8 protein-coding genes and 3 pseudogenes are annotated in these 12,849 nt (G+C 42.1%); 9 read left to right on the top strand and 2 right to left on the bottom strand.

Going from position 1 to position 12,849, the window contains the following annotated elements; translation table 11 throughout:
* Window positions 1–7 precede the first annotated feature (7 nt).
* From QNH10_RS19100 to QNH10_RS19060, 8 genes and pseudogenes are all read left to right on the top strand, one after another.
* Window positions 8–1,573 (top strand): FGGY-family carbohydrate kinase, encoded by a 1,566-nt coding sequence (locus QNH10_RS19100; protein ID WP_283732828.1) that lies wholly within the window; start codon window positions 8–10, stop codon window positions 1,571–1,573.
* Window positions 1,558–2,610: a 2-hydroxyacid dehydrogenase gene (locus tag QNH10_RS19095; RefSeq protein WP_283732827.1), complete on the top strand. Its 1,053-nt coding sequence runs from the start codon at window positions 1,558–1,560 to the stop codon at window positions 2,608–2,610. The genes QNH10_RS19100 and QNH10_RS19095 overlap by 16 nt, the downstream gene beginning before the upstream one ends.
* Window positions 2,552–3,783 (top strand): annotated as a pseudogene (locus QNH10_RS19090) (trans-sulfuration enzyme family protein). Before QNH10_RS19095 ends, QNH10_RS19090 begins: the two are co-directional and overlap by 59 nt.
* Window positions 3,784–3,797: 14 nt before the next feature.
* Window positions 3,798–4,790 (top strand): sugar phosphate isomerase/epimerase family protein, encoded by a 993-nt coding sequence (locus QNH10_RS19080; protein WP_283732824.1) that lies wholly within the window; start codon window positions 3,798–3,800, stop codon window positions 4,788–4,790.
* 4 nt (window positions 4,791–4,794) lie between these two features.
* Window positions 4,795–5,577: an SDR family NAD(P)-dependent oxidoreductase gene (locus QNH10_RS19075; protein ID WP_283732823.1), complete on the top strand. Its 783-nt coding sequence runs from the start codon at window positions 4,795–4,797 to the stop codon at window positions 5,575–5,577.
* Window positions 5,578–5,589: 12 nt separating this feature from the next.
* A pseudogene (locus QNH10_RS19070) lies at window positions 5,590–6,902 on the top strand (Na+/H+ antiporter NhaC family protein).
* A 32-nt stretch (window positions 6,903–6,934) separates the two neighbouring features.
* Window positions 6,935–7,582 (top strand): L-fuculose-phosphate aldolase, encoded by a 648-nt coding sequence (locus tag QNH10_RS19065; protein WP_283732822.1) that lies wholly within the window; start codon window positions 6,935–6,937, stop codon window positions 7,580–7,582.
* Between the two features lie 309 nt (window positions 7,583–7,891).
* Window positions 7,892–8,575 carry a hypothetical protein gene (locus QNH10_RS19060; protein ID WP_283732821.1) on the top strand — a complete coding sequence of 228 codons (684 nt, stop codon included), beginning with the start codon at window positions 7,892–7,894 and terminating at the stop codon, window positions 8,573–8,575.
* A gap of 108 nt (window positions 8,576–8,683) precedes the next feature.
* Here the strand turns inward: QNH10_RS19060 and QNH10_RS19055 are convergent, their stop codons facing one another.
* Together QNH10_RS19055 and QNH10_RS19050 are read right to left on the bottom strand one after the other, a co-directional pair.
* Window positions 8,684–9,439 (bottom strand): creatininase family protein, encoded by a 756-nt coding sequence (locus tag QNH10_RS19055; RefSeq protein ID WP_283732820.1) that lies wholly within the window; start codon window positions 9,437–9,439, stop codon window positions 8,684–8,686.
* Between the two features lie 19 nt (window positions 9,440–9,458).
* Window positions 9,459–10,865 (bottom strand): purine-cytosine permease family protein, encoded by a 1,407-nt coding sequence (locus QNH10_RS19050; protein WP_283732819.1) that lies wholly within the window; start codon window positions 10,863–10,865, stop codon window positions 9,459–9,461.
* A gap of 1,149 nt (window positions 10,866–12,014) precedes the next feature.
* Here QNH10_RS19050 and uppS point away from each other — a divergent pair.
* Window positions 12,015–12,820, top strand: a pseudogene (uppS, locus tag QNH10_RS19045) (undecaprenyl pyrophosphate synthase).
* Window positions 12,821–12,849 lie beyond the last annotated feature (29 nt).

Genomic DNA, 12,849 nt, shown 5'->3' with positions numbered 1-12,849 from the left:
GCTGGGTGTGAAGAAAAACTATATCGTAACGATTGACGCCGGTACGACTAACCTGAAAGTTTCCTTGTTCCATATCAATGGAACAATTATCAACTCAATTGTCCGGTCGGTACATATGATCCAATCCGGAAATGAACGGTTTGAATTAGATATGACACTGCTTTGGGAAAAGGTCGCTTCATCCATCCGCGAATTAATTGAACAAACTGCCATTCATCCGAGCTCGATTCTAAATATAGGAATCACGGGGCAGGGGGAAGGATGTTGGCTAGTCGATAGTCAATATATGCCTGTTCGGAATGCTATTCTTTGGATGGATAAAAGAGCAGCCAAACTACTCAGTGAAATTCCGATTGACGAACAATTGAACTACGAAGCCATCACTTATTCAGGCCTGGTTCCAGGTTCAACTATTGCTTTGCTCAAATGGTTGGATAAAAATGAGCCATCCTCGTTGAGCAAGGCGAAGTGGTGCCTAACGTGCAAGGATTGGATTCGGTTGAAATTAACAAGCGTAGCCCGTACCGATTATTCGGATATCTCAACTTCAATGTTAGATATGAAATTTGGAAAAGTATCATCGGAAGTATTCGATCTACTTGAAATTCCCCATTTAGGCCGGCTCATCCCGCCAATTCATTATGCGGGCGAAAATGGTGGAACAATTACGGAGGAGGCTGCCAGTCTCACGGGTCTCCTTGAAGGTACGCCTGTCGTGATTGGTTCACTCGATATCATAGCAAACGCATTAGGCAGCGGAGCTATAAATGAAGGGGAAATAAGTATTACGATTGGAACAACATGCAGCATTCAGAGGTTGATTGCCACACTACCACCGAATCATGATGGTAAAGGCAGCACCCAATTTGGTGCAAGCCCTGGTCAATACTTGAAAATGGCAGGTAGTATGGCAGGTACGCCAAATATCGATTGGATCACGAATGTTCTCTATGAGACGGATTTTAGAGACCAACAGGAAAAAGACGATTTCTTTGCTTTATTGGACGATGAAATGAAAGCGGTTCCAATTGGCGCAGGAGGTGTACTTTACCATCCATATATTATGGTGGGCGAAAGGGCTCCCTTCTATAATCCATACGCTTCAGCCCAGTTTTTCGGGATTCAACAGTCTACATCCAAAGCGCATCTAAGCCGCGCAGTATATGAAGGGATTGCTCTTTCGATAAGGGATTGTCTCGATTCTGCAATAGGGGTTAAACGGATCGTCTTGAATGGTGGCGGTTCAAACAGTGTTCTTCTGCCGCAAATTATTGCGGATTGTACCGGGACGGAAGTCGTTAAGTTGGTAGGCAAGGAAATCACCTCTAAAGGAGCATTTTTTCTGGCAGCAGTTCAATCGGGGGTTTATGAGTCCCTTGATAAGGCTGTACAGACAACAACAACAGTGGAGAAGTCTTATCTTCCCATTAAGGAGAATGCGGAACTGTATGATGACTTGTTCAAGCTATATAAGCAAATTCGAACGTCGAATATTGAAAACTGGGAACTAAGGCATCAGTTTATGAATAAGGTCAAAAACAGAGTGGAGGAAAAGGTATGCGAGCCCTACTGACAGCTGAAATGGATAAGACGCTTATAGAAGAAATAGAAGAGTTTCTTGAGGTGGAAAAGGGGGGATGGTTTACGTCAAATCGTTTGTTAGATGAGGATGAATTAATTGACAGATTGCGAGACAAAGAGGTTTTGATAACGAGCTACGATAAAGTTACACGGAAAGTCATTGAAAGCTGCCCTAATCTGAAACTGATCGCATGCACAAGATCGAATCCTGTAAATATCGACTATGATGCAGCTTTTGAGCATGGCATTCCAATAATTCATACGCCAGGAAGAAATGCGGACAGCGCTGCGGAGTATACCTTTTCGTTAATGTTGAATATTTCCCGTAATACTCCATTTGCGTATATGGCACTTAAGAATGGCAAGTATGTCCAGGAATCTGTGGAAAAGGGTAAGACTTCCGATATTGGTAAGGCGGATGTGACATGGGCACTTGGCGAGGGAAGCCCCTATTTGGTTTTCAAAGGATTTGAATTGAAAGGGAAAACATTGGGCATAGTCGGTTTCGGACAAATCGGTAAAAAGGTTGCGGAGCTTGCGAAAGCATTCGGTATGGACATTCTTGTTTATGATCCGAATTTCAAAATAGTAGATGGATCTAATAGGCAAGTAGACTTGAATGAATTGCTGCTGCAAAGCGATTTCATCACATTGCATGCGGCAGTCGTACCTGAAACGATCGGTCTTATGAATAAAAGGACATTTCAGCTGATGAAAAGATCTGCGTATTTAATCAACACGAGCCGCGGTGCCATTATAAATGAAGAAGATTTAATCGAGGCATTAAGGAATAAAGAAATTGCTGGGGCGGCGCTTGATGTATTTGCGAGTGAGCCATTGCAAGCCGATCATCCATTTTTAAATGAACTTGAAAACGTCATCATTACCCCTCATATAGCCGGGGCAACGTACGACGCCATAACTAATCATACTAAAATGATAATCTCTGATTTAAAGAAGTTCATGAACGGTGAATTACTTGAGTTTCAATATAAAGAAGAAAAAGGGGGAGTTCCTGTTGTTGAATGAAAAATGGGATTTTGAAACGAAAGCAGTCCATGTTGGTTCAGATCCTTGCCCGCATACCGGAGCCATTGTGTCGCCAATCTACCAAACTTCCACGTATACGTATAAAAGTACAGAGGAAGCAGGGAAAATCTTCTCCGGGGAACAATTTGGATACTTGTACGGCCGTGATCATAGTCCAACAGAGCTTGAGCTTGAAGCTAAAATTGCTGCTTTAGAGGGAGGGGAAGCGTGTAAGGCATTCGCGTCAGGGATGGCGGCAATTGCAGCGACTTGCACAGCATTGCTTGAAGCAGGTGATCATGTCGTATGTGATACCGTCGTTTACGGTGGCACGTATGGGCTGTTCGCAAAGATTTTTTCGAAATTTAATGTAAGCGCTTCATTTATTGATACATCAGATATTGAACTGTTGAAAAGTTCGATACGCCCCAATACGAAATTTGTCTATATCGAGACTCCCGCAAATCCTACCTTGAAAATTGTTGACATCAAAGAAACTGCTGAGTTGTGTAAGGAACATGGCATTAAATTAGTTGTTGACAACACATTTATGACTCCATATTTTCAAAGACCACTGAAATTAGGCGCGGATATTGTCGTCCATAGCGCAACTAAATATATGGGCGGGCACGGTGACCTCATTGCAGGCGCGGTTGTCGGTTCTGAGGAATTCATTAAAAAAGGATTACATGATCCGGTCACAAAGTTAGGTGGATTAATCTCCCCTTTCACTTGTTTTTTAGTGAAGCGCGGCTTGCAAACATTGGCATTAAGAATGGAAAAGCATAATTCCAATGCAATGGAAGTGGCAAGGTTTTTGGAAAATCATGAAAAGATCGAGTTGCTCGTCTACCCTGGTTTGGAATCATTTCCGCAGTATGAGCTAGTGAAAAAGCAAATGGGCGGTTATGGAGGTCTTATTTCATTCGAATTGAAAGGAGGGCTCGAGAAGGGCAGGCATTTTGCGATAATCTCAAAATGATTCAGTTGGCTGTAAGTTTAGGGGATGTTGGTTCCCTCGTGCAACACCCTGCCTCAATGACCCATAAGTCACTGCCGCTTGAAGAAAGGCGGAAGCACGGGATAACAGATAGTTTGATTAGGCTTTCTGTCGGAATAGAAAATGCGAAAGACATTATTGAGGACATCGCGCAGTCTTTGGAAAAAATTTAAAGGGGGGTATTTGATTGGCGAAATACAAGTATGCAGTCGGTGTTTGGGCTTACGGTTCCGTTTCGGACCGCTTTTGTGAGCAGGGTTATCAACAATCAAGAACCTTCAGGGAGAAATTGAAGGCCGCTTCCGAATCAAAAGGTATAAAAGGTGTTGAAATCCATTTCAATGGCGATTTTGACGAGTCGTCAGTTGATGAGACGAAGCAGATGATTGACGAGTTCGGCTTGGAGATTGCAGCCATTAACTGTGAAATATTCGGAAATAGGAAATTCCGTAAAGGCGCTCTTTCTGCAAACGATTTAGTTATCCGGGAAGACGCAATGGAAATCATTAGGGGAGCAGCGAGGGCTGCACGGCAACTTGGTGTTGAAGTCGTCAATATTTGGCCAGGTGCTGACGGTCATGATTATCCATTCCAAGTGAATTTCATCGACTTATGGAATCACTTAATCAGTTCCGTAAAAAGTGTTGTAGAGGAATTCCCGAATCAGAAGTTCGCCATTGAGTATAAAGGGAGAGAGCCGCGGGGAAGATCGGCGATTAGTACTGTTGGAACTTCATTGATGATGTTGCAAGAAATCGGTGCGGATAATTTTGGGGTAACGATCGATTTTGGCCATGCCTTACAAGTTAAGGAAAATCCAGCGGAATCTGCGGTGTTGCTGAACCGATACGGGAAGCTATTCCATGTGCATATGAATGACAATACGAGGGATTGGGACGATGATTTCATGGTCGGCTCCTATCATGTCTGGGAAACACTTGAATTCTTTTATTACTTGAAGAAAATCGGATATCAAGGATGGATCAGCCTTGATATAACGCCTGCAAGGGAAGATCAGATTGGCGTTGTTGAGCATTCGATTGAAGTGATGGAGCAAATGGGCCGATTTGTAGATGAGATGGATGATGCATTTATGGAGAAGTTATTAGCCGAACAGGATGCTTTGGCAGTACAAAAGCATCTATTCCAAGGAATATTCGCGGCGACAGTCAGGGGGTAGGAGAATGTATTGTATTGACTTAACAGGAAAAGTTGCAATTGTCACTGGGGGAACAAAAGGGATTGGTAAGGCGATAGTAGAGCTATTTGTTGAGAGTGGGGCGAAAGTGGCCATTGTCGGAAGGCGTCAAGAACTTTGTGATGAGGTCGCCGCGGAGTTTGGGGTGGATCATGTCTTTCCATTTGCTGCGGATGTTTCGAAAAAGCAGGACATCGAAAGAATGGTCAGCGCGACAAAGGAACATTTCGGCAGAATAGATATTTTGGTCAATAATGCTGGCTCCTCCACGATGGATTATGTGGAAGATATAAAGGAAGAAGATTGGGATAGCATTATGGATTTGAACGCAAAAGGGGTTTTTCTTGCAAGCCAAAATGTGATAAAGATGTTCAAGGAACAAGGGGAAGGGGGTAGAATCATAACGATTGCTTCGCAAGCGGGAAAGAATGGTTATCGATGCATGGGTAACTATGTCGCTTCGAAGCATGCTGTCCTTGGACTGACAAAGGTAATGGCATTGGAGCTTGCAAAGGAAAAGATTTTAGTGAACGCAGTTTGTCCTGGCATTATCGAAACGGATATGAAGAGGATTGAACGTGTATGGGGTGGAAATTTAAGGGGAATGAAGGCGGAGGAAGTCGAGCAGGAGGACAATTCCCAAGTGCCTTTAGGAAGGACCGGGCAACCTAGAGACGTCGCAAATGTTGTATTGTTTTTAGCTTCTGAACTTGCAAGCTATATGACGGGACAAAGTATTAATGTCACGGGCGGAATGACTATGAACTAGGGAGTGGGAGAAATGAAAACGAAGTTGAGTAAGGGGAACCCATGGGCTTTGCTGCCACTATTTGTATTTTTATTGCTATTCATCGGCACGGCCTTGATTACAAATGACTTTGGAAAGATGCCGGTAATCGTTGCATTTGTCATTGCTGGGGTAGTGGCATTGGCGATGAATCGGAAAGAAAAACTATCTACAAAGGTTGATATTTTCACAAAAGGCGGCGGTCATCCTAATATTATTTTAATGGCGATCATCTTTATCCTTGCCGGCGCATTTGCTTCTGTTGCTTGAGGGATGGGGGCAGTCGATTCCACGGTGAATCTCGGGTTATCTGTGATTCCCGCGAACCTATTGATTGTCGGGATTTTCGTCATTGGGTGTTTTATTTCATTATCAATGGGGACTTCAATGGGTACTGTTGTCGCATTGGCTCCAATTGCTTTCGGAGTTGCACAACAGGCTGGAATTTCTCCTGCGCTTGCAATGGGTGCTGTTATCGGTGGAGCGATGTTTGGGGACAATCTTTCCATGATATCAGATACGACGATTGCGGCTGTACGAACACAAGGTACCCAGATGAGTGATAAATTCAAGGTGAACTTCATCATCGTTTTACCTGCGGCTATTGTGACTGCCATCCTCCTTGGCATTGCAACTGCAGGAAGTTCTGCAAATATTGGAGGGGACCTTTCTTATAATTTAGTTAAGGTTCTTCCGTACTTGGCCGTACTTGTTGTCGCCTTGATGGGCGTGAATGTGATGTTAGTCTTGATTGGCGGGACAGTATTTGCAGGGATTATCGGGATAATTGACGGCTCATTTGGGGTTTATGGCTTTTTCGGGCTAATGGGCGAAGGGATTATGGGAATGGAAGACTTGGCAATGATTGCGATTTTGATAGGCGGTATCGTTGAAATCATAAAACATAACGGCGGAATCGACTATATGCTTTATACGATCACCAGCAAAATCAAATCCAAAAAGGGTGCCGAGTTTGGAATAGCTGGGTTAGTAAGTGTTGCGGATATTGCAACAGCAAATAATACAATTTCCATTGTTATGACGGGGCCGTTGGCGAAGGATATCGCGGATGAATATGATATCGACCCAGAAGGTCTGCGAGTATACTGGATATTTTCTCATGTGCATGGCAAGGCATGGTACCGTATGGCGGTCAGATGTTAGTTGCTGCGGGAATCGCTTCTATTTCGCCGCTAAGCATTATGCCGTATTCGATCTATCCATTCCTTATTTTGTTCTTCGGAATACTGGCAATCGTTTTCAACGTGCCACGTCTTGGGAAAAAAAAGTACCCCAAACAGCTATAGAAGTGAATAAGAATGTGTAAGGGGTTGTGAAAATGTTATTAGAAAAAGAACGGACTTTGGTCATGGAATATGGACAGAAGTTAATCGTGAATCAATTAACAACAGGAACTGGCGGGAATCTAAGTATCTTCAACAGGGAAAAACAATTGGTCGCAATTTCACCAAGTGGAATGAATTATTTCGATATTACTCCGGAAGATGTCGTCGTCATTGATTTGAATGGAAATGTCGTTGACGGAAACCGCACGCCTTCAAGTGAAGTATCGATGCACTTGATCTACTATAACAAAAGAGATGACATACAGGCGGTTGTCCATACACATTCTAACTATGCAACGACAATTTCCTGTATGAACTGGGAATTACCCGCGGTACATTATTTAGTCGCTTTCGCGGGAAATAATGTCCGATGTGCTAAGTATGCAACATACGGTTCTCCGGAACTTGCAGTCAACTCATTTGAGGCCATGCGAGATCGGCGTGCTGTCTTGCTTGCCAACCATGGATTGTTGGCAGGCGGCAATGATATCGACCATGCATTTAATATCGCGGAGGAGATAGAGTTCTGTGCAGAGCTTTATTATCGAACGAAAAGTATTGGGGAACCGGTTATTTTAGGTGAGAATGAAATGACGTTGATGCAGAAGAAATTTGAGACATATGGTCAGCGTGTGAGATAAGTGACAGGCACCCGAACGATTGTAATTGTTTGGGTGCTTGTTGCTTTTTTTGATTGTTTCACAATGTAGATTGGAATTGTGACGGTTGTGTAACGAACAATCGAGAATACAATACCATCAACGTTTCGTAGATCATTTATTACATGTATGCTCATATTGATGAATTGTCATATTAGTGTCTTACCTTACGATAGATTTGCATTTTTAATACAAAATTAGGAAGAAAGACAGGAAGGACTTTCCACTCCTTTGTCGAATATAAGTACTTAGAAGGGGATTAAGTAGAAATTTACCGGGAGTGGAAGTCAGATGATTAAGGAAATGTTGGATATGTATATTGAGCCGGCGACGGAGGATATACATCATCGATATAATTCATGGCATCATTGCCACAGCTTTTTTGCGAACAATCATCAGCGTTTGCATGAGGAATTTGTCCAGGATGTCGCTGCATTGCATATAGGTTTTTACTTAGCGAGTTGGGGGATGATGCGAGGAAGTTCCAAGCTGATACAAAAGGACTATAAGATTCACTTGGAATTTGTTAGGACGGTTGCTGGGAATACCAATTACACAGCTTTTTACTCAAGACAATTGACGGATGAGGAACATGTAGAGACTTTGATGGAGTTGGTGAACGAGACTCGTGCGTGTTATGAGGAGTTCAATGTTTCGGATACACTTGTTACTAAGATTCTGATGGGGGTGTTTGGTAATATTCCTGCATTCGACCGCTATTTCAGAAAAGGTTTAAGATTGCACAGCATGAAAAGTTCTCTTACCAAGGAATCTTTAATTGAAATAGTACGTTTTTATAATACGTATAAAATGGAGTTTGAGCCCTACTTGGATAGTGGTTTTACTCCTATGAAACTTATAGATATGTATTTTTGGCAATCGGCTATTTTTAATAAACAGGCCTCAAAAATTATCGCGACGGAACTCGCTTCGTTAAACGATGAAGATGATAAGGTTAGTTTGGTTCATTCTTAGAGACTTCAGTTTTTATAAAGTTAGATGACAGCTTCGAAGGTCACTTAATTTACATAAAAAAGGAAGTCAACCAAGCATCGTTTTGATTGACTTCCAAATCTCTTTTCATTAATGTGCTTTTTTGGACGCGTACTGCCACCCGTTTTCATCCATCGATCTCACGAAATCCTCTAATACATCGAGGACGACTTCCTCAAGTTTCTTACCTTTTTCCACTGTTGCAACACTTGGATCTCCGGATGCGCCAGTGTTGGTCAATTCTTCAAATCGCCATTTTATTTCAACGTGCTCAGGCAAGTCGGGGATAACCCCGACGGCATGTTCCATTTGTATTAAATCTTCGAAAAGAGCTAATCCCATCGATGTTTCACATTCTCCGGCATGCCCCAATCCATTCCATTTCTCGAAGAAATTCTCTGGCACCATTTTCCCGGCAGCAACCCACCAGTCATTAAATGAAGCAATCGTAACATCCGGATGCTCTACTTTAACAGCCCTCGCAGCTAATTCTATTGGCGCGATGTTGCCGTCATGCCCGTTTATAATCAATATTTTAGTAATTCCATTCCTCACGATTTCCTGCAAAACCTCTTTAATGACATTGACAATCGTATCCGGCTTAAGGCTGATTGTGAAGGGCAGGTCATTGTAATGCTCGCTTAATCCATAATTGATTGGCGGCAAAACCATCATTCCATCTACACGTTGCGCCAGTTTTTCAGAAAGGATATTGGAGATGAGGGCATCGGTTCCGAATGGCATATGGCTGCCATGAGTTTCGAATGCGCCGACACCAAAAACTACCTTATCGATTTTGGCTTGTTTAAATTGGTGATAGGTCATATTTGTTCCGATAGTTATCATGAGTAATTCCTCCATTCTTTTAGGCTTCTGCAGTGGGATTTTTTGAATCAGCTGTGAAACGGTAAATGATCGGATAGAGTGCTATTGTGATGAGCAAAGCAACGAGCCCTGAAGGTAAGCCGAATGGCAAAACGAGTGCGTACTCGAACACCAATCCTAAAACAGCGCCGATTAGGAATGAAATGATGCCTGCCATTTTATATTTCGCCTGAGAATTAAGTTCCTCGACCTTATAGGAACCTTTCTTAACGATGAAATAGTCCGCAATTAGTGGACCCGCCAATGGAAGGAAACCGGCACCAAGGATTGTGATGAAATCCGCGAAAAAGATCTGATAAAACGCCAATGAACCGATGATCGTACCGACCACTCCAGTAATCAAAACAATCTTCTGCCGGTTTGCTTTCTTCTTATAGGATGAAATAACAGGACCTACATAAAGCGAATTACAGTATAGTTCTGCATTATTTGTTGTCCATAAGGACGTAGTCCACGCAAAAACTCCAATAAGTGCGAACAGAATACCCTTATCAATCATCCATTCAACATAGTTGAATTGACCAACTGAAACAGCGCCGATATAGCCTACGATGTTGAGCAATGGATTTGTGAGGACGAAACAGGCGACTGCACCCGCAAATACCGCTTTTATGGATTTATTGAACCGGAAAAGATCGACTCCCATTACGACTCCGGCAATCCAGCTACCCATAACAATTGTGATGGCACTTCCCATTCCAAGACCACCGATTTTATTGGCCTCCGATAAAAAGCTTCCCATCCCACCGCCTTCATTCAACATACCAACTCCAACGATGACTGCGATGATTAGGATAACAGGAGCAACAGGAATTGCCACCGCTTCAATTGCCTTCATTCCCTTATAGGCGGTATAGGTGAAAATGAGTCCAAAAACAGCGCATGCCAAGAAATTTTCCAGTGTAATTGCAGGAATATCCTTATAGCCCAAAACGGCCGGATCGAATACAGTTATCCCTGTAGGATTACCAATCAATGAACTCCAAATTTGTCCAACCATACCTGTGATACTTGCAAACCAACCTAAAGTTAATAATGCCATGACGAACAGAGGTAAATTACTTCCCATCGAACCGTAAGAATATCGGCTGATCAAAGCCAAATTCAATCCTGTCTTTTGTGCCATGATGCCTAACAACGTCGTCAGAACAAGCAAAACGCCCATTCCAATTCCAATTGCCCATAATGCCATTCCTGGTGGCACCCCTGGTTGTCCTCCAAATCCCGCTAAAACACCACCGACAAATAGTCCGGTCACGACATACCCGAAACCTACCCATACCATGACCTGCTTCCAAGTCGGACGTCGCTCCGATTCGGGAACAGGAGAAAGCATATACTCGCCATCTTCGTGAGTGAGTACTTCGAAGTCTTCTTGTTTAGCCATTATGATCCCTCCCTTTTAATTGTATTAGTGCACAATATTCAGGGATGGGGTTTAATATGAAGGAAAGTTATTCGTGTTGCGAATTATTTCGGTGCCTGTGCATCAAACGACTACAATTGCACAGGACCCTTTACAAATGAAAAAACAGTCCAGAAGGTAGATTTTGCTTACCTTTCTGGACTGTTTTCTTCCCCATGTCCCAATTATTTTCTTAAGCCTTCCGTCTAACATGTCCGCAACGCTTGCATGTATTGGAATAGTAGTCCATCCGATGGTAACCGGAAAGCTTACATAACCATTTGCCTACCCATTTTGTCATAAGATCCCCCTTTTGAAACTTTGTTAGTAAAAATTATCTAAATTGGACACAGAATAAAGAATAAATAAAATAATTTCTACCCTTATTATACACCTTACATGATGTTTTACCTATAGCGCGTGATAAAAATTAGTAACTTTATTCCGACAGCGAATTTCGACCTATTTTATCACGAGTCGAAATTACTATCTTTGTTAGATGACATTGGCGCCTATTAATGCTGTGTAAAAGGTATATGGAGCGATGAATTTGTCGTTTATTGGAGCGGATTCCGGTGCCAATTTCATGTATTTGTCGAATCGTGGAAGTGTGGCATGCCTAAGTGTCGACAGAATAGGTATTATTAATTAGGATGTATTACTTTCTTCGTGTAATGGGTGTTTGAATGGTTCAATGGGAAGTTTAAAGCAGATTTGCCGTGATTAGAATTTATTAAATGTGGATTGGTTAATGTACAATTCTTTGTTCGCCATTCAGAAAAAAGGTTTTCAACAATTTTGTTTTTAAGGGAACCTATAGAAAGTAGATGCGTCAATACATAGTAGACAAATAAATATGACATATTTTAATAGTTTCCGTAGGAGTGTCTAATTAGTTATAAAGTATGTGATTACATTTTAGTATTTATAACTTATATTTATTTTGGCATAGAGTAGTTACTACAATAATAGGCCTAATAAACTAAAAAAAATGAAATTGCATTCCAATTCGACAAGAAGAATGATATAGTGACAATATGACTCTATCATCGTGAATATTAAATATTTTAAAATAAATAAAGGTGGCCGTAAGATAATTGGTAGGAGAGTAAAGTAGAGTGGAGGGACAATATGCTTGAGAAGATTTGGTGGAAGAAGACACCAGATATAGATGAAAAAACTTTATCTTTTCGTGTTAATGAGGCACGACAGAAAACTGTCCCCTCCATGTTGCCATCATAATGGATGGAAACGGACGTTGGGCAAAACAGCGTAATCTACCGCGTGTAATGGGCCATCATGAAGGTATGAAAACGGTACGGAAGATCACACGTTTTGCGAATCGGCTTGGAATTCGCGTGTTGACTTTATATGCATTTTCAACCGAAAACTGGAAGAGACCAAGATTTGAGGTCGATTTCCTTATGAAGCTTCCTGTTGAGTTTTTATCCACATATCTTCCCGAACTTATTGAGGAAAATGTAAGGGTAGAAATGATCGGTGATTTTTCAGCATTGCCTACCCATACTCAAAAAGCCATCAAGGATGCAATGGACGCAACCGCAAACAATGACGGGCTGATTTTGAACTTTGCAATGAACTACGGCAGTCGCCTGGAATTGTTAAATATGGTAAAAGCGATTGGGGAAATGGCAAGAAAAGGGGAGATTCTCCCAGAGGATATTGATGAATCACTTATTGAATCCAATCTTATGACCTCCCACTTGCCTGAACCGGATTTGTTGATCCGAACTAGCGGTGAAGTCCGACTCTCGAACTTCATGCTTTGGCAGCTCGCTTATACGGAGTTCAATTTTACGGATGTATATTGGCCAGATTTTAATGAAGAATGCCTTTTGAGTGCGATTGAAGATTTCCAAAGTCGGAACCGTCGTTATGGCGGTGTGGTTGAGGGAATTGGGGCGTTTAATAAATGATTTGATTTGGAGATACCGTTAATGGTGTC

The sequence above is a fragment of the Sporosarcina thermotolerans genome, from assembly GCF_030067815.1.
Classification (GTDB): Bacteria; Bacillota; Bacilli; order Bacillales_A; family Planococcaceae; genus Sporosarcina; species Sporosarcina thermotolerans.
The sequence above is the reverse complement of the archived record's forward strand: the minus strand, read 5'-3'. Positions and strand labels throughout refer to the sequence as shown.